Raw genomic sequence first — 23782 nt, forward strand, 5'->3', positions numbered from 1 at the left:
GCGTCGAGCAACGTGGCAAGCGCGCGGCTCGACGCCGGCAAACCCGAACCGCACGCAAAAAAAAGCCGCCGAACTTTTCGGCGGCCAACAGGGGACGTGAAGAACAACTGCGAATCGAACTATCGAATCGAACTATCGAAGCGACCCGACGAGCCGATCATGGCGACCCAAAATTAAGACAAACTTAAACGCGCGCAAAAAACGATCAAGAATTCCGGCGCGGTGACACTGAAAAGCGAATGAACGCGTGATAATGGGCTCGCTATAATTCGTTTTGGGTCTGGCCGCTCGTTCAATCGCGCCTGCATGGCCGCCCATTACCCTACCGGAAAAGACGCCATGTTTGATCGACTGCATCGGTTTATCGAAGGCGCAGGTCCCGAGCGACGCCATCGCGTGTGGAGCAAGATGCGCATTTTCGTGGCGGCCATGGGCACGCTTGGCTCTGCCGCCGGCATTGCCATCGCGGTGGTCGGCCTCATCAACTTCGACCGCCAGAAGGTCATCACCGGCGTGGCGGTCATCATCGTCTGTACGGCGATTTACGTCACCATCCTCGTGCGCGATCGCAATCGCGTCGATTAGCGTCGCCTGGGGTTCGCCTGGGATTCGCCTGGCGTTGATTAGCGCGCTTCGGCAGCGGCACCGAGGCCAAAGCGCGCAACGCCACTCGATCAGGCGCACTCCGGCGTCACCTCACTGCACGGGCTGGCCACCGCGCGTGACCTGCACCGCCGTCGCGCCCACATAGTCGGCGCGAATGCTGTCACCCACCTTGATCGACTCGAGCGGCACGTCCGGCGGCGCCACCACCACGACCGTGCGATTCGGCCCGCGCAACGCGACCTTGCGGCTCTTGCGATCGATCTTCTCCACCGTCGCGACCACCTGCACGCTGCGCGCGGTCGCCGCAACGCCACCGGAAGCGGGCGTGGTAGCGACCGTATCGACGCGCGAGCGTATGCCCCTCGTCGCCACCTTGTCGGCACGCAGCAGCAGCGCCTCCTTGTAGAGGATCTTCACTTCGTCGCCGGGCTTGAGCTTGCTCACGTCGCCCACCGTGGGATCGACCGTGACCGTCACCTGCTTGCCGCGCGCGCCGCGGAATGTGACCGCATTGTTGGCGGCATCGATGCTCACGACTTTTGCCGTAGTCTGGACTTCGCCGATCTGGAGCGTGGCGCCTGGCGCACTCTCGGGCGCGGCTTCCGATGCCGTCTGCGCACGCAGCGGCACGTTCGGCGACACGCCAAGGGCAAGCACGAGCAGCGCGCCGAGCAACGGCGAGGACGAACGATAGCGCAACATCATGGGAGGTCTCCTTCGGTGGACCATCAATGGCAGTACCGCATAATCAGCCCCACCCGGTTCCCGGGGCGATGCGAATCCGACGTGTTTCGTTCATTTCGAACGAATCCAATCCGCATTGAAATCGATTCCATGGATTTGCCAAAACCATTTTGCACAGAAAAATCAAATCGCTCCCTGAAACTGCCCCACATTTACCCGCATTGATCATTAGTCCGTCAATATGTCACAGCATGCAAGAAACGCTAACAAACATCTTTAAAAATGCATCGCCTATATTTAATTCGCATTGAATGGCGACGGACCTCGCGGGACACGTCCCGAATCGCGCGATTACTCATACAAAACGGCTCGGGGTTGAATCCTTGAGCGAAACAGTCAAGCTATAGCGCGGCCCGCGAAGGAAGGATCGCATTGCACCATCAAACGGGAAACGGCCACGCCCATTGTTGAGCGATCCGGGTCGGTTGATTTTTCTCATTAGTTCAGGATTATCCACAAGTCAAGCAGACTATTTTTCCGCTAGCTATACACATTCCCTACAAAAACAATTATTAATATCCGCTGCGGAACACGGAGGCGTTTCGCAGAATGCGCCCTTTGTCCGGGCGTCGATTTCGCCGTCCGTCATGGTTTCTCGCGTCACCGCACCCGCGCGGGAGCCATGGCAAGCGACAAGACCCGCATGCAGGAAAAGGGTTACAGGAGCGGCACGTCCTCATTGCCGCATGACCGGAATCTTTCGTCGACGAGTGAACACATGCTTACCCGAACCGAGAACCTGCCGAGCGTCGCGAGAAGAATGGCCGCCGGCCAGATGTTGATGGAAGGCGCGACGGTGAATTCCGTCGCCGATTCATTGCACCTTTCCGCCCAGACGGTGAGGCGCTATAAGTCGATCGTCGAGGACGGCGGTCTCGCCGCGCTCCAGCAGATGAGCGTGGGCGGCCGACCTTCGGTACTCGATCAAGCCGCGCTAGGCTGGATCGCGAGCGCCCTGCACGGCTCCGCGCGCGACCACGGCTTCCCGAGCGACGCATGGACCAACAGCCGCGTGCGCGAGCTGATCGGCCGCCAGTTCGGCGTGCACTATTCGCGCGTCTATACCTGGCAGATCGTCTCGAACCTCGGCCTCGGCCACCGGCTGTCGAAATCGGCCCGCTGACCGGCGCGGCCCGGCGCCGCGCGCCGCTCACAAGGCGGCGCGCCTTGGGCTGCCGCAGGTCGCATAGTCGCATCGCGTGGCATCAGGTGGCATCAGGTCGCATCGCGCTGGGGCGCCTCGCGCCTCGGGCTCCGGCTGCGGAGTCCACCAGCGGCTGCACCGTCTCGCCCGTCCACTGCTGCGACCGGACCTGATTGCGGCCCGCGTCCTTGGCCTCGTAGAGCAGGCGGTCGGCGGCGGCCAGCAGTTGCGCGCCGCTGCCGCCTTCCGGCGGATTGCAGCTCGCGCACCCCGCGCTGACCGTCACGCACCCGCGTTGCGTACCGCTCAGCGTGAGATTGGCCGACTCGATGCCTTTGCGGATCTTCTCCGCGATGCCCGTCGCGGCGTCTAGCGGCGTGCCCGGCAGCACCACGGCGAACTCCTCGCCGCCAATGCGGGCGGCCAGGTCCGTCGCGCGCCGCGATCCCGAAGCAATGCGCTCGGCCACGAAAGTCAGCACTTCGTCTCCGGCGGCGTAGCCGTACGTGTCGTTGAAGAGCTTGAAATGATCGATGTCGAAGAACAACAGCGACAACGGCGTGCGCTCGCGCACCGCGCGCCGCCATTCCTCCGCGAGACGCATATCGAGTGCGCGCCGGTTCGGAAGGCCCGTGAGCGGGTCCGTCACCGCGAGGCGCGTAAGCTCCGCCTCGGCCCGCACCTTGCCGCGCAGCGCGAACGCGAGCATCCACGAAACCACGACCCACGCGCCGCCGAACACCGTAGTCATCACGAGCGCGATACCGCTGCGCCGCCGCCACTCGGCAAGCACATCCTGCACGGCGGGCGCCGCGACGACGATGAACGGCGAGTTGTCCACGTGCGCAAAGGTGTAGATGCGCTCCACGCCGTCGAGCGCCGAACGCGACGTGAACGTGCCGCCATCGTGTCGGGCGTCGCTACGCCGGGCGTCGCCACCTCGCGCGTCGCCATGCCGGGCAAAGACCGCGTAATTCGGCAAGCCCGACTCATTCGCCCCGGCGCCCTGCGGCAGTGCCGGCTTGCTCGCGAGCAGCGTGCCGTCGTGCATGAGGATGAACAGATTGCTGCCCGGCCCCAGGTCGACGCGCTCCAGCAACTGCTGAAAATAGTCGAGGCGCACGCCGAGCAGCGCAACGCCCGCGAACGCGCCATCGGGCGCGTCGATGCGGCGCGTGAGGCCGATGGTGAGCAAGCCGCCGCGCAGGCGCGAACGGTACGGCCTGGAGAAGAAGAGCCCCGCGTGCGCGTCGCGCTGCTCCGCGATGAAGTAATCGCGGTCGGCGAACGAGACGCTACCCGCCATGGGCTCGGCCACGCTGCTCTGCGACGCTTTCACGTGGCCCTCGGCGTCGATCACATAGGCGCCGCCCAGGTTCGACGCCGCCGTCGCCCGGTCGAACAACATGCGGTAGCGCAGCGCCTCGGGCATCTGCCAGGTCGCCGGTTGACGGGCCGCCGCGACCACGGCTTGCAGCGAGAGATCGTAGATCTCCACATTGCGCGCAATGTCGTTGCTGATGAGCTGGACGACGTTGCGCGAGTTGTCGGCCGCGTGGCGCAGCGCTTCGGCGCGGCCCGCATAGATCGCCGCGTAAGTCAGCACAGCCATCACCGTCGCGATGAGCGTGCCGGAAAGCCCGGCGAAGAAGGGATGGTTGCCGATCAGGCGCGTCGCCGCCCTCGCCCGCGCGACGGCCCATCGACGCATCAGAATACGCAGCGAAAGAACCCGTTTTGGCATCTGCGCTAACCCTCGATCACGATTGCCAGGGCATGGGTGGCACAAAACCGTCATCAAACCGACACCTCAGCGGTTCACGATCGGTAACGAACCTCTGTCCGTCTTCACCCCGGGAGTCCGACTGCCATGCCAGATCTTTCCCTGTCACCGCAACCGGACACCGCCCCGGCGCGCGGGCGCAACGTCAGCCTGCTCGTCTTCCTGATCGTCGTCGCCGCCGGCGCGGTGTACGTCGGGATGAATCTCGCGAGTGACCTCTCGCCCGTGCGCGAAAGCTCTGCGCTCCCGTGGCTCCTGCTTGGCATCGCGCTCCTCATCGCGCTCGGCTTCGAGTTCGTGAACGGCTTCCACGATACCGCGAATGCGGTCGCAACCGTGATCTATACGCATTCGCTTTCGCCCAACGTCGCCGTGGTCTGGTCGGGCGCGTGGAATTTTCTGGGCGTGCTCCTGTCGACGGGCGCGGTGGCTTTCGGCATCCTGCAACTGCTGCCGGTCGAACTGATTCTGCAGGTGGGCAGCAGCGCGGGCTTCGCGATGGTGTTCGCCCTGCTCATTGCCGCGATCATCTGGAATCTGGGCACGTGGTATTTCGGACTGCCGTCGTCGAGCTCGCATACGCTCATCGGCTCGATCATCGGCGTGGGTCTCATGAACCAGCTCATGCACGGCGCGAATGGCACGAGCGGCGTGGACTGGAGCCAGGCGCTGGGCGTGGGCAAGTCGCTGCTCTTTTCGCCGATCATCGGTTTTCTGCTGGCCGGCTTGCTGCTGCTGATCCTGAAAGCCGTCGTGCGCGTGCCGGCGCTCTACGCCGAGCCGAAGGGCAAGGAGCCGCCGCCGTTCTGGATCCGCGCGCTGCTCATCCTCACCTGCACGGGCGTTTCCTTCGCACACGGCTCGAACGACGGTCAGAAAGGGATGGGCCTCATCATGCTGATCCTGATCGGCACGGTGCCGACCGCCTATGCGCTGAACCGCGCCGTGACGGCCGAGCAGACGCAAACCTTCATCGCCGTTGCGCACGACGCCACCCGCGCGCTCGAGCGCTACACGAACGGCGTGGCCGCACCGGCCGACTCGCGCGGCGAAGTGGAGCGCTTCATCGGCACACGCTCGCTCTCCAGCACGACGGTGCCCGCGCTCGCCGCGCTGTCGAACCAGGTGGCGGAGCAGGTTCGCGGCTACGGCTCGCTTGCGGCGGTGCCGCAATCGGTCGTCGACAACGTGCGCAACAACATGTACGTGGTTTCCGAAGCGATCCGCCTGATCGACAAGCAGAAGGCCGTGCCCTTCCCGGCCGAGGACGCGAAGGCGGTCCTCAACTTCCGCAAGCAGATCGACCACGCGACCAAGTTCATCCCTACGTGGGTGAAAGTGGCCGTGGCGATCGCACTCGGCCTCGGCACGATGGTGGGCTGGAAACGCATCGTGGTGACGGTGGGCGAGCGCATTGGCAAGCAGCATCTGACTTACGGCCAGGGCGGCTGCGCCGAGGTCGTGGCGATGGTGACGATCGGCGCGGCGGACGTGTATGGCCTGCCGGTCTCGACCACGCACGTGCTTTCGTCGGGCGTGGCGGGCACGATGGCGGCGAACGGCTCGGGCCTGCAGTGGAACACCGTGCGCAGCCTCGTGATGGCGTGGGTGCTCACGCTGCCCGCTTCGATCGTGCTGGCGGGTGCGCTGTACTGGGTGTTCAAGCACCTCTTCTGAGCCCGAGCGAACCGCATAAAGCAAAGCCGCGCTCTCCCGATGGGAAGCGCGGCTTTCCTCGTGGCACGGCACAAGCGTCAACACCTCAATAGATCTCCGGAACGAACATGTCCTGCGGCACCGGCTGACGAATGTAGTCGGGATGATGCACGCGCGCCGGCAGCGTGACATGCGGGTGCTCGATCTCGTGATACGGCACCTGGGTCAGCAGATGGTGAATGCAGTTCAGGCGCGCACGCTTCTTGTCCACGCCCTGCACGACCCACCAAGGCGCCTCGGGAATGTGCGAGCGCTGCAGCATCACCTCCTTCACGTGCGTGTAGGCCTCCCAGCGGCGGCGGCTTTCGAGGTCCATCGGCGAGAGCTTCCACTGCTTGAGCGGATCTTCGATGCGGCTCTGGAAGCGCACTTCCTGCTCGTCGTCCGTGATCGAGAACCAGTACTTGACGATCTGGATGCCGCTCCTCACCAGCATCTTTTCGAACTCGGGCACCGAGCGGAAGAATTCTTCGTATTCATCGTCGGTGCAAAAGTTCATCACGCGCTCCACGCCCGCGCGGTTGTACCAGCTGCGATCGAACAGCACCATCTCGCCGCCGGCCGGCAGATGCTGCACGTAGCGCTGGAAATACCATTGGGTGCGCTCGCGGTTGTTCGGCGCGGGCAGCGCGGCCACGCGGCACATACGCGGGTTCAGGCGCTGCGTGATGCGCTTGATGACGCCGCCCTTGCCCGCCGCGTCGCGCCCTTCGAAGATGACGACGAGCCGGTGCCCCGTGCTCACGATCCAGTCCTGCAGCTTCACGAGTTCGCCTTGCAGGCGGATCAGCTCGCGGAAGTAGACCCGGCGCAGCGCGCGCGCCTCGTCGCTGATCTGCAGGCCGCTTTCCTGCAGGCGATCGTCGACCTCCATTTCGAGTTCTTCGTCGTACGCATCGATGAGCTCTTCGTCCAGTCGCCGGCGGCGATGCACTTCGGAATCCCGCAGTTCGGCGTCCAGCGCGCGGTCGATTTCATTCATGGCGACTCTCTCCTTGGTCGGTATGCTGACAACTCGCGCCACTATCGGCGCGGCGAGTGTCACGAATATTTCAAATGCCTCGCGGCGGCTCACGCGAGCGGCTTCGCGAAGCTCAGTTCATGGCCGTCCGGATCGAGCAGATGGAAGTAGCGCTCACCCCACGGCGCGTCGCGCGGCGCGAATTCGGGCTGGGCTCCCACGGCCAGGGCGTGGGCGTAAAAGGCATCGACGTCGGCGACGTGGAAAATCACGCGCCCCCAGCCGCTCACCGCGCCATGCGCACCTTCCAGCAGGTTCAGATAGCAGACGCCCGCCGCGCCGCCCAGCTCGAACGATGCGAAGCCCGGCATGGCAGGCCCGGCTTTGCGCACGAAGCCCAGCGCCGCGTAAAAGGGCGCCGAGCGTGCGACGTCGCTGACGGTCAGCGTCACGGCGCTCAACGACAGGATCTGCGCGGCGCGCTCGTTCATATCTCCCTCCAGCCTTTGCCTGGGGCTTCGCGGCCCGATCAGCCGACTTTAGCAGCGTTCGCGGGCCACGGCCGCTGTACTGGCGCAGCGCAGCGATCGTCGCCTGGCAAAAGCGATTCAGCTGCCGCCAGACGGCGGACGGCGCCGCGTGCGCGTTCCATCCATGGTTCGTCCCCCCGGCGCCTCGCGCGTCGTAGCGCTCGCGCTGCGGCTCCCCTTGGCGCGCTTTTCCCGGGTTTCGTCGACATCCGTGGCATTCGACGATTTCGGGGCGCGCCCGCCGCTGGTCCTGCGCCCACTGTCCGGCCACGCCGGCGCCGGCACCGCATCGCCACTGGTTGGACCACTTTCCGGCCAGCCGATCTCCTCGCCTACCCGCGTGCGCACGAAGTCGATGTGCGTCTGCATCGCCGTGCGCGCCTCCTCGGGACGCCGGGCGGCGATCGCGTCGCACAGCGCCCGGTGCTGTTCCAGCAACCGGTCGGGCGCGTCCTCGTTCTGCACGCGCAACCCCGTGCCGTTGATCGTGATGTGCTCGCGCAACACGCCCAGCACGCTCGTATGCAGGTGCAGGAACATCGCGTTGTGCGAGGCCTGCGCAATCGCCTCGTGCAGTTTTGCGTCGGCGTCGGCCTCCGCAGCCTTGTCGTCCACTCGCCGCGTGCGCTCCAGTTCCTCCATCAGCGCACGGATGCGCGCAAGCTCGTCGTCGCTCGCGCGCAACGCCGCGAACCAGGCGGTGGCGCCTTCCAGCACGCGCCTGAATTCGAGGATGTCGTCGCGCAAGGCGGGATGATCGGCCACGAGTTGTCCCCATGGTGAAGCAAACCCCGTGCGCAACTGGTCGGTGACGAACACGCCCGCTCCCGGGCGGCTCTGCACGAGGCCGCGCGCGGCGAGCCGCTGGATCGCCTCGCGCACCGTATTGCGCGCCACCTCGTATTCCACCGCGAGCACGCGCTCCGAAGGCAGCTTCGCGCCCGCGCGCCAGGTGCCGTCGAGCAGCGACGTCTCCATCTGGCGCATCACGGTTTCCACGCGTCCGCGCGAGCCTGCCCTGCTCCTCATTGCCATAGCCATGCCACCCCGTGCCGTCCCCGAATTTCGCTGTCCAGGGCGGCCGTGGTCCAACCAGTTTGAACCGCGCGCCCGAAGCGGGAATTATGCGCTCAAACCAGCGCCCTTCCCCAAGCTGCGGATCCCGCCAACCCAGGCGGTCGCACAGGCTCAGCGGGCGCTACACGGCGTGCACCAACGCGCCAGGACACCGGAGCGAGACATGAAGCCACGGCAATACCCCAGCGCAAAGCGCCCCACCGACGTCTATCTGTTTGCTACCTGCCTCGTCGACCTGTTCGTGCCGCAAGCCGGCCTCGACGCGGTGAAGCTGCTCGAACGCGAAGGCCTCACGGTCCATTTCCCGCGCAGCCAAAGCTGCTGCGGCCAGCCCGCATACAGCAGCGGCAACCCGCGCCAGGCGCGCGAGGTGGCGCTCGCACAGCTCGGCCTCTTCGAAAATCCGTGGCCCGTGATCGTGCCCTCGGGCTCGTGCGCGGGCATGATGCGCCACCACTGGCCCACGCTGTTGGACGACGATGCCGCGAACGCCCGGCGCGCCGCGGCGCTTTCGGAGCGCGTGTACGAGCTCACCGAGTTCCTCGTGCGCGTGCTGAACGTGGATTTCAGTGCGTACGCTGCCAAGGGTTCCGACGGGCAGGCCACTGAAAGCATCGTGCTTCACACCTCATGCGGGGCGCGGCGCGAGATGGGCACGCGCGTGCACGGCGTCGAAGCCGTGGATGCGCTGCCGGGCGTCACGCGTATCGAGCACGAACGCGAGTCGGAGTGCTGCGGCTTCGGCGGCACGTTCTCGCTCAAGCATCCCGACATTTCCGGCGCGATGGTCGCCGACAAGATCGCCTCCGCCTGCGCGACCGGCTGCGAGCGCCTCGTTTCCGCCGACTGCGGCTGCCTGCTCAACATCGGCCACGCGGCGGCGCACAAAGGCGCGCCCCTCGCTGTGGAGCACCTCGCCTCGTTCCTCTGGCGCCGCACCGGCGGGGAGGCCGCATGAGCCTCGACACGACGAGTGCGCGCTCGCGCATGTTAGGACGCCTGCGCAGCCACGCGCCGGCTGCGCCTGCCACGACGGTCGAGGCGCTCGATGCGAGCATCGACGCGCATTTCGCCGCGCGCCGCGCACACGCGCCGCTTGCGCTGAACGAGCGTATCGCCCAGTTCCAGCAGATGCTCGAAGCCGCACACGCCGAGCTGATCCGCGCCGACGCCGCGAGCTGGGCCGCCGAGCTCGCGCAGCGGCTCGCCGCGGCGGGCGTGCGCAGCCTGCTGCTCGACACCGCATGCGCCGAAGGCCAGGCACTCGCGGCGGCGCTCCCCGCCGCCGTGCAGGCGCGCAGCTACGCACAGCCGATCGAGCAGTGGAAAGCCGAACTCTTCGACACCGTCGACGCGGGCTTCACGGTCGCGCGTTCGGGTCTCGCGGCGACGGGCACGCTCGTGGTCGCGCCCGACGCGAACGCGCCGCGCACGGTCTCGCTCGTGCCGCCGCTGCACATCGCGCTGATCCACGCGCGCACGCTGCACGCCGACCTGCACGCCGCCGTGGCGGCGGAGCGCTGGAGCGAGGGAATGCCCACCAATCTCGTGATGATCTCTGGACCGTCCAAGACCTCGGACATCCAGCAGACCACGGCCTATGGCGCGCATGGCCCGCGCGCACTGTGGGTCGTGATCGTGACCGATGACACAGGCGTTGCCAGCGCGCAGCCCGGAGCCGCCCAATGAACACGAACACGAACACGAACACGAACACGAGCACGAGCACGAGCACGACAGCGATCCCGCAGATGCCCCGCGCCCAAGGCCAGGAAAACACGCTCCACTTCGTGCCGACCGAGCAATTCCGTCAGCGCGCACGCGCGGCGCTGGACGACCCGCAACTGCGCAAGAGCTTTCGCGGCGCGATGGACTTCCTGCAAGGCAAGCGCGCCGCGCAGTTCCCCGAAGCCGACGAGCTCGAAGCCCTGCGCGACCTCGGCGAAGCGGTGCGCCAGCACGCGCTCGCGCGCCTGCCCGAATTGCTCGAGCAACTGGAAGCGAGACTGCGCACCAACGGCATCGAGGTCCACTGGGCCGAAACCGCCGACGAGGCGAACCGCATCGTTCACGCCATCGCCCGGCAGCATGCGGCCACGCGCGTGATCAAAGGCAAGTCGATGGCGAGCGAGGAAATCGAGCTCAACCATTACCTCGCGGAGCGCGGCGTCGACTGCATCGAGTCCGACATGGGCGAGTACATCGTCCAGCTCGCGGGCGAGAAGCCCTCGCACATCGTCATGCCCGCCATCCACAAGACGAAGGGCGACATCGGGCATCTCTTCGAAGAGCACATTCCGGATACGCCGTACACCGAAGACGTCGACACGCTCATTCAAACGGGCCGCCGCGCGCTGCGCCGCGCCTTCGTGGATGCGCAGATCGGCCTCTCCGGCGTGAACTTCGCCGCCGCCGACACGGGCACGCTCTGGCTCGTGGAGAACGAAGGCAACGGCCGCCTTTCCACCACGGTGCCCGACGTGCATATCGCGATCATGGGCATGGAAAAAGTGGTGGCGAAGCTCGAGCACATCGTGCCGCTTTCGAGCCTGCTCACGCGCTCGGCAACGGGCCAGCCGATCACGACGTATTTCAACCTGATCAGCAGCCCGCGCCGCGAAGGCGAAAAAGACGGCCCGCGCCACGTGCATCTCGTCCTGCTCGACAACGGCCGCAGCCAGGCCTACGCCGACGAGCAATTGCGCGCCACGCTGCAATGCATCCGCTGCGGCGCGTGCATGAACCACTGCCCCGTGTATGCGCGCATTGGCGGGCATGCTTATGGCACGACGTACCCGGGCCCGATCGGCAAGATCATCTCGCCGCATCTGCTCGGGCTCGACGCGACCGCCGAACTGCCCACGGCATCGAGCCTGTGCGGCGCGTGCGGCGAAGTCTGTCCGGTACGCATTCCGATTCCGCAACTGCTCGTGCGACTGCGCACCGAAGCGAACCGCGACCCCGAGGAAAGCGTCGCGCATCCGCTGCGTGGACAAGGCGCGAATCACAGCAGGAGCGAGCAGTTCATCTGGCGCTTCTGGAGCGGCGCGTTCGCGCACCCGCGCGCGTATCGCGCGCTGCGCTGGGCCGTCACGCGCTTGCGCGGCCTCGCGCCCTCGCAGCAGATGGGCTGGACCCAGCATCGAACGCCGCTCAAGCCCGCACCGCGCAGCCTGCACGACCTGCTGCGCGAGCGCGACCAGCCGCAATAGCGCCCGGTTGATCCGGCATGCGAAACAAATCCCAAAGCATGCCTGACGACCACGGATACATTTTCTACCCGCATTATCGGAGGAGACCGAAGTGCAACCCTGGCACCAGACCTATATCCCACTCGGCAGTCTATGGCTTTCCGCGCTCGTAGCCGCCGTTCCCATTCTGTTTTTCTTCGTCGCGCTCGCCGGCCTGCGCATGAAGGGCCACGTCGCCGCGGCGATCACGCTGTTGCTCGCCCTCGCCGTGGCGATCTTCGAGTACGGCATGCCCGTGCGCCAGGCGCTCACCTCGGCGGGCTTCGGCTTCGCGTACGGCATCTGGCCGATCGCGTGGATCATCGTCACCGCAGTGTTCCTCTACAAGATCGTCGTGAAGACGGGGCAGTTCGAAGTCATCCGCGCCTCGGTGCTCTCGATCACCGATGACCAGCGCCTGCAACTGCTGCTGATCGGCTTCTCGTTCGGCGCGTTCCTGGAAGGCGCGGCGGGCTTCGGCGCGCCTGTGGCGATCACGGCGGCGCTGCTCGTCGGCCTCGGCTTCGAGCCGCTCTATGCCGCGGGCCTGTGCCTCATCGCCAACACCGCGCCGGTCGCGTTCGGCGCGATGGGCATTCCCATCATCGTCGCGGGCCAGGTAACGGGCATCGACCCGTTCCTGATCGGCGCGATGGCGGGCCGCCAGCTGCCCCTGCTGTCGCTCTTCGTGCCCTTCTGGCTCGTCTTCATCATGGACGGCAAGCGCGGCGTCAAGGAAACTTGGCCCGCCGCGCTCGTCGCGGGCGGCAGCTTCGCTGTTACGCAGTACTTCACGTCCAACCACATCGGACCCGAACTGCCGGACATCACCTCGGCGCTCGTGAGCCTCGTCGCGCTCGCCGCGTTCCTCAAGGTGTGGCAGCCGCGCCGTGCCGCGCAAGGCGCGAACGTGCGGGTTGGCGGCGGCGCGGTGGCGCTCGGCGGCTTCGGCGGTGGTATCGGCGGGTCGCGCATGGCGGCCTCGAGCCGCCAGGCTTCGCCGTACAGCGTCGCGCAAACCGTGCGCGCGTGGTCGCCGTTCATCCTGCTCACCGCCATCGTGACGGTGTGGAGCCTCAAGCCGTTCAAGGCGCTCTTCGCAGCGAAGGGGCCGCTCGCCGGCACCGTTCTGAGCCTGCACGTGCCGGGGCTCGACCAGCTCGTCGTCCGCACGGCGCCGATCGTCGCGTCGCCCAAGCCCTATGAGGCCGTGTTCAAGCTCGACTGGCTCTCCGCCGTGGGCACCGCGATCATGATCACGGCGATCCTTTCCGCCATCCTGCTGCGCATGAAGCCGCGTGCGGCCGTGGCCGCGTTCTTCGAGACGCTCGGCGAGCTGCGCCGCCCCGTGCTCTCGATCGGCCTCGTGCTCGCTTTCGCGTTCGTCGCGAACTACTCGGGCATGTCGTCGACGCTGGCGCTAGCACTAGCCGGCACGGGTGCCGCGTTCCCGTTCTTCTCGCCGTTCCTCGGCTGGCTCGGCGTCTTCCTCACGGGTTCCGATACCTCGTCGAACGCGCTGTTCTGCTCGCTCCAGCACACCACGGCGCACCAGATCAACGTGTCGGACACCCTGCTCGTGGCGGCCAACACCTCGGGCGGCGTGAGCGGCAAGATGATCTCGCCGCAGTCGATCGCGGTGGCGTGCGCGGCAACGGGCCTCGTCGGCAAGGAGTCGTCGCTGTTCCGCTTCACGCTGCGTCACAGCCTGTTCTTCGCTGCCGTGGTGGGCGTGGTGACGCTGATACAGGCCTATGTGCTCACGGGCATGATTCCGCAGTAATCGCGAAGTCGCTTGCAACGCGCCGTAATGAAAGCCGGTGCCCGCCGTATGCGGGCACCGGCTTTTTCGCCTGCAACGGGCCGAAGCGAAAACACCTTGTTTTAAGGCACTTTTAAGCCGCCCTGCCTACCCTCTATTCATCCGGCACGCATTCGCGCCGGCATTCGGTCAACGAAACGATGGAGGTCAAAAATGAAAGCACGTTCAACTCCGTGGATCGGCGCGGCGCTCGCGCTCGCCGTGGTGGTCGGCACACCGGGCGCGTGGGCGGCTACCCCGGCAACCGGGACGAACGGCGCAAGCGCAAACGACACGGCCGCGACCGCCGGCGTCCTCCCGCCCGCGCAGCACATGGGCGACATCGCGTATGTCTCGGGCGGCATCGGCAGCGACCAGTCCGCGGCATTCAAGGCGGCGATGCCTCGATACCCGCTCTCGCTCGAATTCGCACAGCACTCGGCGGACGGCAACGAGTATCTCGCGGACGTCCCCGTGAAGATCGCCGACATGCATGGCAACCCCCTTCTCTCCACGCGCACGCGCGGCCCGTTCATGCTCGTTTCGATTCCCGATGGCCGCTACATCGTGACCGCGAGCCACGACGGCAATACCGAACGGCGCACGGTGGACATCGGCAAGACGACCCGCGCTCACGAGACCGTCGTCTGGCCGATGTGATGGATCGAGCGTAATACAGCCGGCTCTTCGCGCGGCGTGCCCCGCCGAAGGGCAGCTTTGACGTGGACGCCATGCGCTTGAGCGAGGCGTACACCCACCACGTCAATGGCCTTTCCATCGCCACACCCGCTCGAATCGCTGATGCGTCGCGAGACCCTCTGCGAGATGGCCTGACCCGCTGCACTGCATGGAGCGCCGCGCGTGTGCATCCATGCCACATGAATGAACTCCGTCCCCGATTGCGGCTATGATCGTGAACTGCGGCGCGCCGGCGCGCCGCCCAGTGGGATTCCGGGGGAGTGCGCATGGCAATGGGGTGGCTCGTCGTTTTACCGTTCGTCGCTGCGGCGCTCGTCGCGTTCGCGGGACGTCACGCGCCCGCCTCCGGCACCTGGATCGCGTTCGCAGCCGCACTTCTCGGGCTCGGCCTGCTGGGCAGCGAACGAGTGGGCATGGCCAGCCACGGCGTGCTTCAATGGCAGGCCGAATGGATCCCGCAGCTCGGCCTCTCGTTCTCGCTGCGGCTCGACGGTCTCTCGTTCATGTTCGCGCTGCTCGTGCTCGCGATCGGCCTGCTCGTCTTCATTTACGCGCGCTACTACCTCGCGGGCAGCGATTCGCTGCCGCGCCTCTATGCGCTGCTGCTCCTCTTCATGGGCGCGATGCTCGGCGTCGTGCTGTCGAACAATCTCCTGCTGCTCGTGATCTTCTGGGAACTCACGAGCGTCGTGTCGTTCCTGCTGATCGGTTTCTGGCCGTCGCGCCCCGAAGCGCGGCGCGGCGCGCGCATGGCGCTCACCATCACGGGTGCGGGCGGACTCGCGCTGCTTGCCGCCGTGCTGCTGCTCGGCCGCGTATGCGGCAGCTACGATCTCGGCGTGGTGCTCGCGCATGCGGGCACAGTCCAGCGCGATCCGCTTTATCCGGCCATTCTGCTGCTCGTGCTCTTTGCGGCCTGCACGAAGTCGGCGCAATTCCCGTTTCACTTCTGGCTGCCGCACGCCATGTCGGCGCCCACGCCCGTCTCCGCCTATCTGCATTCGGCGACCATGGTGAAGGCGGGCGTTTTCCTCATCGCGCGTTTCTACCCGGTGCTCGAAGGCACCGACTGGTTCTTCTATGCCACGAGCCTGATCGGCCTCGTCACGCTCACCAGCGGCGCGGCGCTCGCGCTCGTGCAGCGCGATCTCAAGGGGTTGCTCGCGTATTCGACCATCAGCCATCTCGGACTCATCGTGCTGCTGTTCGGCCTCGACACGCAGCTTTCCACCGTCGCGGCGCTCTTTCACACCTTCAATCACGCGGTATTCAAGGCCTCGCTCTTCATGGCCGCGGGCATCATCGACCACGAAACCGGCACGCGCGACCTTGGCCGTCTGCGCGGATTGAGGCGCTTCATGCCGCATACCGCCGTGCTCGCCAGCGTGGCGTCGCTCGCCATGGCAGGCGTGCCGCTGCTCAACGGCTTCCTCTCGAAGGAGATGTTCTTCGGCGAAACGCTCGCGCAAGGGCTGCTCGGCGATTTCAACTGGGTCATCCCCGCACTCGCCGTCATCGCCGCCGGGCTCTCGGTGGCTTACTCGCTGCGCTTCGTGTGGGGCGTGTTCTTCGACGGCGAGACGCCGCACGACCTCCCGCACTATCCGCCGCACGAACCCCCGCGCTTCATGAAGTTGCCCGTCGAGATACTCGTCGTGATCTGTCTGCTGGTCGGGCTCCTGCCGGAGCGGACCATCGGACGGATGCTCGATTCCGCCGCGTGGGTCGCGCTGGGCGGCGTCGTGCCCTCCTACAGCCTGAGCCTGTGGCACGGCATCAATCTGCCGCTGCTCATGAGCGGCGTGTCGTTCGTCGGCGGCGCGCTGCTGTTCTTCTTTCGCCGCGACGCGTTCCGCCATCATCGTTCGCGGCTCTCCGAGATGAACGCGAGCGAAGGTTTCGACCGCTTCGTCCAGCAACTCGAGAAAGCGGCCGCCGTTGTGGTGAGCCTCTTCGAAACGCGCTCGCTGCCGTCGTATCTTGCCTGGATGATCGCCGCGATGCTGATCGTGCCAGGCGCGGCGCTGCTCGCGCTGCCCTCGCTAGATGGCGCGTACCGTTCGGTCCCGCTCGACGCGATCACGCTTATCGGCCTCGGGCTGATGGCGCTGCTGGCCGTGGGCGTCGTGCTCGTTCGCGCGAATACGCTCTACGCGCTCGTGATGCTGAGCACCTGCGGGCTGCTCGTCACGCTCGCGTTCGTGCGCTTTTCCGCACCGGATCTCGCGCTCACGCAGATCTCCGTGGAAGTGGTGACCGTGCTGCTGCTCGTGCTCGCCATCTACTTCCTCCCTGTCGTGCAGCGCGCGCAAGAGTCCCTGACCGCGCGGGTGCGCAACGCCGTGCTCGCCGTCGCCGGCGGCGCAATGATCGCCGGGGTGGCGTACGCCGTCATGACGCGCGCGCCGGTGGCCGGCGTGGGCCGGTACTTTCTCGCGAACGCGCTGCCCGGCAGTGGCGGTCACAACGTCGTGAACGTGATTCTCGTGGACTTCCGCGGCTTCGACACGATGGTCGAGATCAGCGTGCTGGTGGTGGCAGGGCTCGCCGTGAAGGGGCTGCTGCGCGGCCTGCGCCTGAAAGCGCCCGACACCGGGCCGGGCGGCCTGCCGTGGTCCTCGCAATCGCACCCCCTGCTGCTCGCCATTCTGGCGCGCCTCATGTTGCCGCTCACCACGCTCGTTGCCGTGTTCATCTTCCTGCGCGGCCATAATCTGCCGGGCGGCGGTTTCATCGCCTCGCTCGTGATATCGATCGCGCTCCTGCTGCAATACGTGGCGAGCGGCGTGCTGTGGACGGAGTCGCGCATCCGCATCAGCTATGGCGCGCTGGCCGGCCTCGGCATTCTCGTTGCGGCCGCAACGGGTGCCGGTGCGATCGTGCTCGGCCAGCCGTTCCTCACGAGCGCGTTCGGCCATTTGCATCTGCCGCTGATCGGCGAAATCGAGCTGAGCACGGCCATGCTGTTCGACCTCGGCGCGCTCGGCGCCGTGGTCGGCACGACGCTCACGATCGTCTCGCATCTGGGCGTGCGCGACAAGGACATGCAACACGTGGAGAAAAGCTGATGGAAGCCGCCTTCGCCATAACGCTCGGCGTGCTCTGCGCCTGCGGCATCTACCTGCTGCTGTGCGCGCGCGTGCTGCCGGTGATACTCGGCATCACGCTGTTCTCGTATGCGATCAACCTGTTCCTGCTCGGCATGGGCCGGCTCTCCACCGGGAAGCCGCCCGTGATCGCGCCAGGCGGACAATATGCCGACCCGGTGCCGCAGGCGCTCGTGCTCACCGCCATCGTGATCGGCTTCGCAATGACGGCCTTCACGGTCGTGCTCGCGCTGCGCGCGCTCGCGATCGACGGCACCGACCATGTCGATGGCGGCACGCGCCAACGAATCGGCACGGAGATGCGCGGCGAATGAACCACGCTCTCGTCCTCCCGATCCTGATCCCGCTCTTTGCCGCCGGCGCGATCGTTGCGCTGCCGCTGCGCGCGAAGCGCCTGCAGCGTGCGATCAACGTAATTGCCACGCTCGCGCTGCTGCCGCTCGCGGTGGCATTCGCCGAACACGCGGCGCAAGGCGGGATTTCCAGCTATGCGCTCGGCGCGTGGCCGGCGCCCTTCGGCATCGTGCTGCAGATCGACCGGCTCGGCGCGCTCATGCTCGTGCTGACCGCGCTCCTCGCGTGCTGCTGTCTGCTCGGCACGACGAGCGCGGACGCGCGGCGCGGGCGCTACTATCGCGCGCTCGTGCAGTTCGAGCTGATGGGCCTGAACGGCGCGTTTCTCGCGGGCGACCTCTTCAATCTGTTCGTGTTCTTCGAGCTGCTGCTGATCGCCTCCTACGCGCTGCTGCTGCACGGTGGCGGCCGCCGCCGCGTGCGCAATGGCCTCCATTACATGCTGCTGAACCTCGTGGGCTCGTCGTTCTTCCTGATCGCGCTGGGCGTGCTGTACGGGCTCACGGGCACGCTCAACATGGCCGAAATGGGTGAGCACCTCGCGCATCTGGACGTCGCCTCGCTGCCGCTCGCCCGGTTCGCGGGCGCGACGCTCATGCTCGTGTTCGGCCTCAAGGCGGCCGTGTTCCCGATGTCGTTCTGGTTGCCGCAGGCGTATCGCAGCGCAATCGGGCCGGTGGCCGCGCTGTTCGCGATCATGACCAAGGTGGGCATCTACGCGATGCTGCGTTGCGACGCGCTCGTGTTCGGTGCAGCGGGCGGTCCCGCGGGCTCGGGCGGCATGCTCGACGCGTTCATGCATGACTGGGCATGGTGGCTCGCGATCGCGACGATCGTCTATGGCGCGCTCGGCGCGCTGGCGGTGTCGAGCCTCAAGACGACGACGGGCTTTCTCGTGCTGGTCTCCGTCGGCCTGCTGATCGCCGCCGTGACGCTGCAAACCGTGCTCGCATGGAGTGCGCTGCTCTACTATCTCATCAGCACGACGTTATGCACGGGCGCGCTGTTCCTGCTCGCCGATACGCTGGAGTCCGAAACAATCGAACCGGTCGCCGTGGCGGCCGCCGCCGAAACGCGCGAACCCGCTTCGCTCGAATCGCTCGATGACGCCACCGCACCCGCCATCACGCCCGAGGCCGACGAGGAGCCGGTGACGACGCCGCCGACAGCGGTGGATGTGGAAAAGAAGCCCGCGCCGTGGCCCTCGAACGCCGCAGGCATGCTCTATCTCGCGGCAGCCGTGGGCGCGGTCGGTCTGCCGCCGCTGTCGGGCTTTCTCGGCAAGGCCATGGTGCTCGCCGCCACACCGCTTTCGCAGGCCTTCGTGCTGTGGCCCGCCGTGCTGCTCTCGGGCCTCCTTTCGATCGTCGCGCTGAGTCGAACCGGCACGCGCCTCTTGTGGGCGATCCCCGCATCGCGCGCTTACACAGGCGCGCCCGATGTCGCGCCGCACGGCAGCCGCGCCAAACTCGGCGCGTGCGCGCTATTGCTCGCGGGCGTCGTGGCCGCAACGGTGCTGGCGGGCCCGCTCAAGCACTATCTCGACGCCACCGCCGCGCAATTGCTCGACCGCGAAGCCTACGTCCAGGCGATCCTGCCCGCGCAGGCGCCGCAACCCTCGCAGGGCGGAGGAAGCTGAAATGCTGAAGAGGCTCTTTCCGCACCCCTGGCTCACGATCGTACTGCTCGTTTGCTGGGTATTGCTGATGAACGACGTTTCGCCCGGCAACGTGCTGCTCGGCTTCGTGCTCGGCACCACAATCGCCTTCCGCGTGGGCGAAGGCCTGTGGCTCACGCCCGTGCGCTTCGGCAAACCGTGGCTGCTCGTGCGGCTCTTCGGGCACGTGCTCTACGACATCCTCGTGGCGAATCTCGAAGTCGCCCTGCTCGTGCTCGGCCCGATGAAGCGCCTGCGCCCCGCGTTCATCGAAGTGCCGCTCGACAGCACCCACGAAATCGCGCTCACGGCGCTCATCAGCATCGTTTCGCTGAGCCCCGGCACGCTGTGCGCCGAACTCGCCGACGACCGCACTCGCCTCGTCGTGCACGTGCTCGACCTCGAAGACGAAGCTGCGCTCATCGCCTCGATCAAGTCCCGTTACGAAGCCCCGCTCATGGAGATCTTCGCATGCTAGCCATCGTCATTCCGGTGTCGTTCGCGATCCTCGGGCTCGCCTTCCTGCTCACGCTCGTGCGCCTCGTGCGCGGGCCCTCGCTGCCCGACCGGCTCGCCGCGCTCGACACGCTCAACATCAACGCGATCGCGCTGATCGTCGTCTACGGCATCATGCTGCGCTCGACGGTCTTCTTCGAGATCGCGCTGCTCATTGCGGTGATGGGCTTCGTCGCGACGGTCGCGTTCACGAAGTACCTGCAGCGCGGCGATATCATCGAACTGAACTAGCGGGGCTCGTCATGCAAACCTTCATCGAAGCCATCGTCTGCGTGCTGCTTTTGCTGGGCAGCGCGTTCACGCTGATCGGCGCGATCGGCCTCGCACGCCTTCCGGACTTCTATATGCGCCTGCATGGCCCGACCAAGTCGACCACACTCGGCGTGGGTGGCGTCGTGCTCGCTTCCGTGGTCTATTTCAGCGCGCATAGCGATTTCGCCAGCCTTCACGAAGTGCTGATCCCGGCGTTCCTGTTTCTCACCGCGCCCATCAGCGCCCACATGCTCACCAAGGCCGGCATTCAGCAGCGGGTTGCGATTTCGGCCGTCACGCGCGGACGGCCGGCCGTCACCGGCGCCAGCGCCAGCGCCAGCGCTAACGCAAGCGGCGAACGCGCGCAAGACGCAAGCATGGATGAGAAACCGGCGCGCGACGCGTGAGGCCCGTCACGCGGCCGCGCCGCGCCCGGTCTTGCGGGCCTCGCCCAGCACGTAATCGATGAAAGTGGAGGCCGCCCGCGTGTGGTGGCGGTTCGGCATGTAGAGCATGTACATGTGCGTGCCGAAGATGCTCAAACGCCACGCATCGAGCGACGTGACGGCCGCGCCCTGGCGGATGTCGTCATGCATCACGTAGTCGGGCACGATGCCCACCCCGAGGCCGGCGAGAATCGACTGGCGCAGAAACAGGAAGTTCTCCGAAATGATCGATGGCTCGAGCAGCACCTCGTGCCGGTCCTCGTTCAGATAGCCGGCAAGGCGCAGTTGCCGCCCCACCACCGTTGCCGTAATGACGGGCGCGCGCGCGAGATCTTCGAGGGTTTGCGGCATGCAGTGCCGCTCGGCCCACGCCGTGCAGGCGCACGCGATGTACTTCACCGGCCCCATGTCGCGCGCCACGAGATTTTGCGGCGGCTCGTGCATCACGCGCACGGCGATATCCACTTCGTCGCGCAGCAGGTCTTCCACGCGATTTTCGAACATCACGTCGAGCACGATGCCGGGATACAGGCGCTTGAACTCGATGAGCCAGTCCGACATGACGAGCTGCCCATAGCCGCTCGGCACCGACAGGCGCACGCGCCCCTGAAGGCTCTGGCCCAGGGTGGAAACCGATTCGCGCGCCGCGAGCAGCGCGTTCTGGATGGCGCGCCCGTGCTCGTAGAGCTTAAGCCCAATCTCGGTCGGCTCGACGCGGCGCGTCGTGCGGCGCACGAGCTGCAAGCCGATCGACTTTTCCAGGTGATTGAGGTGATAGCTCACGTTCGCGCGGCTCATCTTGAGCCTGCGAGCGGCCTCGCTCAGGTTGCCCGCGTCGAGAATTTCGACGAGCAGGGTCAGCGCATTGACGTCCATGGCAAGTTCGCTGTCAAAGGTTCTTTGACAGTCTGTCAATCAACGATGGGATTGTCAATTAGCCCTGACGCGCCGAGAATCGACCCGAACATAGAACACTTGCGGCCTGGCGCCCTAGTCCGGCCCTCATTCTGGAGACAGCATCCCATGGCATCCGATCCGCTGAACGCCTCGCCCGTCACCCACGAACTGCGCGGCAAGGTGCTGCTCGTCACCGTCGACAATCCGCCCGTCAATGCGCTGGGCGTGGATGTGCGCCGCGGCCTCGCCGCCGCCATCGAGCACGCCGAGGCGAACGACGCCGTGCAGGCGGTGCTGATCGTCGGCGCGGGGCGCAATTTCATCGCCGGCGCGGACATTCGCGAGTTCGGCAAGCCGCCTCAGCCGCCCGCGCTGCCCGACGTGTGCAACCGCATCGAGGCGTGCCACAAGCCGGTGATCGCCGCCATTCACGGCGCGGCGCTCGGCGGCGGCCTCGAAGTGGCCCTCGCGGCGCACTACCGGCTTGCCGTGGCGGGCGCGAAGCTCGGCCTGCCCGAAGTGCAGCTGGGCCTGCTGCCCGGCGCAGGCGGCACGCAGCGCACGCCGCGCCTGATCGGCGCCGAAGCCGCGCTTTCGCTCATGCTCAGCGGTCGCCACGCAAGCGCACAGGAAGCGCTCAAGCTCGGACTCGTCGATCGTGTGGGCGCGAGCGACGACGTTCTCGCCGAAGGCCTCGCGTACGCGCAGGAACTGCTCGCGAGCGCGGCACCGGTGCGCCGCACGCGCGACGCGCAGGCGCTCGCGGACCGCGCCGCCGCGCAAGCCGCCATCGACGCCGCGCGCGCCGACACCGCGAAGAAGTCGCGCGGCCTCTTCTCGCCGCTGAAGATCGTCGATTGCGTGCAGGCCGCGCTCGATCTTTCGTTCGACGAAGGTCTGCGCTTCGAGCGCAAGCAGTTCGTCGAATGTCTCGAAAGCCCGCAGCGCGCGGGCCTCGTGCACGCGTTCTTCGCCGAGCGCGAAGTCCAGAAGGCCCCCGAAACGAAGCGCGCGAAGCCGCGCGCGATCGAATCGGTGGGCGTGGTCGGTGGCGGCACGATGGGCGCGGGCATTGCCGTGGCCGTGCTCGACGCAGGCCTGCCCGTGACGATGATCGAGCGCGACGACGCCGCGCTCGCTCGCGGCCGCGCGCACGTGGAGAAGGTCTACGACGGCCTGATCGCCAAGGGCCGCATGAAGCCGGAAGCGAAAGACCAGATTCTCGTGCGCTTAAATGGCAGCACCTCGTATGACGCCCTCGCGAACGTCGATCTCGTGATCGAAGCCGTGTTCGAGGACATGGCCGTGAAGCAGGCCGTATTCGCCGAACTCGACCGCGTCTGCAAGCCGGGTGCCGTGCTCGCGACCAACACCTCGTATCTCGACATCGACGCCATCGCGGGCAGCATCGAGCGTGCGCAGGACGTGGTGGGCCTGCACTTCTTCTCGCCCGCCAACATCATGAAGCTGCTCGAAATCGTGGTGCCGAAACAGGTGAGTGCCGACGTCGTGGCCACCGCGTTCGAGTTGGCGAAGAAGCTGCGCAAGGTGCCCGTGCGCGCGGGCGTGTGCGATGGCTTCATCGGCAACCGCATTCTCGCGGTGTTTCGCACGGCCGCCGATCATCTGATGGAAGACGGCGCCTCGCCGTACCAGATCGACAAGGCCGTGCGCGAATTCGGCTTTCCGATGGGCCCGTACCAGGTGGTCGATCTCGCGGGCGGCGACATCGGCTGGGCCGCGCGCAAGCGCCGCGCCGCCACGCGCGACCCGAAGGCGCGCTATGTGCAGATTGCCGACCGCATTTGCGAGCGCGGCTGGTTCGGCCAGAAGACGGGCCGCGGCTTCTATCTCTACCCCGAAGGCGCGCGCACCGGCACGCCCGATCCCGAAGTCGAGGCGATCATCCGCAGCGAGCGTGAGCGCGCCGGTGTCGAGCCGCGCAGCTTCACCGACGAAGAGATCATGCGCCGCTACATGGCCGCGATGATCAACGAAGGCGCGAACGTCGTGCACGAGAAGATCGCGCTGCGCCCGCTCGACGTGGACGTCGCGCTGCTCTACGGCTACGGCTTCCCGCGCTATCGCGGCGGCCCCATGAAATACGCCGACACGGTGGGGCTCGCCAACGTGCTCGCCGATATCCGCGAGTACGCTAAGGAAGACCCGATCTTCTGGCGCCCCTCGCCGCTGCTCGTCGAACTCGTCGAGCGCGGCGAGAATTTCGCGAGCCTCAATCAATCGGCCTGACACGCACGGAGC

At 66.6% G+C, this 23782-nt stretch carries 20 protein-coding genes and 1 pseudogene; 15 read left to right on the forward strand and 6 right to left on the reverse strand.

Annotation, left to right across the window (positions count from 1 at the left end; genetic code table 11):
* Window positions 1-339: 339 nt before the first annotated feature.
* Window positions 340-585, forward strand: a complete 246-nt coding sequence (locus tag BMI01S_RS03805) for a DUF2964 family protein (protein ID WP_042288352.1) — start codon at window positions 340-342, stop codon at window positions 583-585.
* A gap of 111 nt (window positions 586-696) precedes the next feature.
* On the opposite strand, the gene BMI01S_RS03810 is transcribed toward BMI01S_RS03805, so the two are convergent.
* The gene (locus tag BMI01S_RS03810) at window positions 697-1311 is read right to left on the reverse strand and encodes a hypothetical protein (protein WP_028230650.1); all 615 of its coding nucleotides are present in this window, start codon (window positions 1309-1311) and stop codon (window positions 697-699) included.
* A gap of 757 nt (window positions 1312-2068) precedes the next feature.
* Between BMI01S_RS03810 and BMI01S_RS03815 the strand changes: the two genes are divergently transcribed.
* Window positions 2069-2473 carry a helix-turn-helix domain-containing protein gene (locus BMI01S_RS03815; protein WP_028209627.1) on the forward strand — a complete coding sequence of 135 codons (405 nt, stop codon included), beginning with the start codon at window positions 2069-2071 and terminating at the stop codon, window positions 2471-2473.
* Between the two features lie 82 nt (window positions 2474-2555).
* Here the strand turns inward: BMI01S_RS03815 and BMI01S_RS03820 are convergent, their stop codons facing one another.
* The gene (locus BMI01S_RS03820) at window positions 2556-4238 is read right to left on the reverse strand and encodes a sensor domain-containing diguanylate cyclase (RefSeq protein ID WP_063619590.1); all 1683 of its coding nucleotides are present in this window, start codon (window positions 4236-4238) and stop codon (window positions 2556-2558) included.
* 126 nt (window positions 4239-4364) lie between these two features.
* Here BMI01S_RS03820 and BMI01S_RS03825 point away from each other — a divergent pair, with 126 nt between their 5' ends.
* Window positions 4365-5954 carry an inorganic phosphate transporter gene (locus BMI01S_RS03825; protein WP_028230651.1) on the forward strand — a complete coding sequence of 530 codons (1590 nt, stop codon included), beginning with the start codon at window positions 4365-4367 and terminating at the stop codon, window positions 5952-5954.
* Window positions 5955-6039: 85 nt separating this feature from the next.
* Here BMI01S_RS03825 and ppk2 read toward each other — a convergent pair whose 3' ends face one another.
* From ppk2 to BMI01S_RS03840, 3 genes and pseudogenes are all read right to left on the reverse strand, one after another.
* Window positions 6040-6975 (reverse strand): polyphosphate kinase 2, encoded by a 936-nt coding sequence (gene ppk2 / locus BMI01S_RS03830; protein ID WP_028209629.1) that lies wholly within the window; start codon window positions 6973-6975, stop codon window positions 6040-6042.
* Window positions 6976-7064: 89 nt separating this feature from the next.
* Entirely contained in the window at window positions 7065-7445 is a 381-nt protein-coding gene (locus BMI01S_RS03835; protein ID WP_036017664.1) for a VOC family protein, read from the reverse strand.
* Window positions 7446-7808: 363 nt separating this feature from the next.
* Window positions 7809-8471 (reverse strand): annotated as a pseudogene (locus tag BMI01S_RS03840) (FadR/GntR family transcriptional regulator); the annotation flags it as partial.
* Window positions 8472-8724: 253 nt separating this feature from the next.
* Between BMI01S_RS03840 and BMI01S_RS03845 the strand changes: the two are divergent.
* From BMI01S_RS03845 to BMI01S_RS03895, 11 genes are all read left to right on the forward strand, one after another.
* The gene (locus BMI01S_RS03845) at window positions 8725-9519 is read left to right on the forward strand and encodes a (Fe-S)-binding protein (RefSeq protein ID WP_028230652.1); all 795 of its coding nucleotides are present in this window, start codon (window positions 8725-8727) and stop codon (window positions 9517-9519) included.
* Complete coding sequence (locus tag BMI01S_RS03850) at window positions 9516-10250, forward strand: LutC/YkgG family protein (protein ID WP_028230653.1); 735 nt, start codon at window positions 9516-9518, stop codon at window positions 10248-10250. Before BMI01S_RS03845 ends, BMI01S_RS03850 begins: the two co-directional genes overlap by 4 nt.
* 62 nt (window positions 10251-10312) lie before the next feature.
* Window positions 10313-11773, forward strand: a complete 1461-nt coding sequence (locus BMI01S_RS03855; protein WP_028230654.1) for a LutB/LldF family L-lactate oxidation iron-sulfur protein — start codon at window positions 10313-10315, stop codon at window positions 11771-11773.
* 91 nt (window positions 11774-11864) lie between these two features.
* Complete coding sequence (locus tag BMI01S_RS03860) at window positions 11865-13574, forward strand: lactate permease LctP family transporter (RefSeq protein WP_028230655.1); 1710 nt, start codon at window positions 11865-11867, stop codon at window positions 13572-13574.
* A gap of 192 nt (window positions 13575-13766) precedes the next feature.
* Entirely contained in the window at window positions 13767-14252 is a 486-nt protein-coding gene (locus tag BMI01S_RS03865) for a hypothetical protein (protein ID WP_063619591.1), read from the forward strand.
* Window positions 14253-14557: 305 nt separating this feature from the next.
* Window positions 14558-17359, forward strand: a complete 2802-nt coding sequence (locus BMI01S_RS03870; RefSeq protein WP_028230656.1) for a monovalent cation/H+ antiporter subunit A — start codon at window positions 14558-14560, stop codon at window positions 17357-17359.
* Window positions 17359-17712 (forward strand): Na+/H+ antiporter subunit C, encoded by a 354-nt coding sequence (locus BMI01S_RS03875; protein WP_028230657.1) that lies wholly within the window; start codon window positions 17359-17361, stop codon window positions 17710-17712. The genes BMI01S_RS03870 and BMI01S_RS03875 overlap by 1 nt, the downstream gene beginning before the upstream one ends.
* Window positions 17709-19391, forward strand: a complete 1683-nt coding sequence (locus tag BMI01S_RS03880) for a monovalent cation/H+ antiporter subunit D (protein ID WP_028230658.1) — start codon at window positions 17709-17711, stop codon at window positions 19389-19391. Before BMI01S_RS03875 ends, BMI01S_RS03880 begins: the two co-directional genes overlap by 4 nt.
* A gap of 1 nt (window position 19392) precedes the next feature.
* Window positions 19393-19887: a Na+/H+ antiporter subunit E gene (locus BMI01S_RS03885; RefSeq protein ID WP_028230659.1), complete on the forward strand. Its 495-nt coding sequence runs from the start codon at window positions 19393-19395 to the stop codon at window positions 19885-19887.
* A complete protein-coding gene (locus BMI01S_RS03890; RefSeq protein WP_028209638.1) occupies window positions 19881-20156 on the forward strand; it encodes a K+/H+ antiporter subunit F in 276 nt (91 codons plus the stop codon). The genes BMI01S_RS03885 and BMI01S_RS03890 overlap by 7 nt, the downstream gene beginning before the upstream one ends.
* 11 nt (window positions 20157-20167) lie before the next feature.
* On the forward strand, window positions 20168-20584 hold the full coding sequence (locus BMI01S_RS03895; protein WP_042288359.1) for a Na+/H+ antiporter subunit G: 417 nt from the start codon (window positions 20168-20170) through the stop codon (window positions 20582-20584).
* 6 nt (window positions 20585-20590) lie between these two features.
* On the opposite strand, the gene BMI01S_RS03900 is transcribed toward BMI01S_RS03895, so the two are convergent.
* Window positions 20591-21499, reverse strand: a complete 909-nt coding sequence (locus tag BMI01S_RS03900; protein ID WP_028230660.1) for a LysR family transcriptional regulator — start codon at window positions 21497-21499, stop codon at window positions 20591-20593.
* Window positions 21500-21646: 147 nt separating this feature from the next.
* Here BMI01S_RS03900 and BMI01S_RS03905 point away from each other — a divergent pair, with 147 nt between their 5' ends.
* Window positions 21647-23770 carry a 3-hydroxyacyl-CoA dehydrogenase NAD-binding domain-containing protein gene (locus tag BMI01S_RS03905; protein WP_028230661.1) on the forward strand — a complete coding sequence of 708 codons (2124 nt, stop codon included), beginning with the start codon at window positions 21647-21649 and terminating at the stop codon, window positions 23768-23770.
* Window positions 23771-23782 lie beyond the last annotated feature (12 nt).

This window comes from Paraburkholderia mimosarum LMG 23256 = NBRC 106338 (assembly GCF_000739815.1).
GTDB lineage: Bacteria > Pseudomonadota > Gammaproteobacteria > Burkholderiales > Burkholderiaceae > Paraburkholderia > Paraburkholderia mimosarum.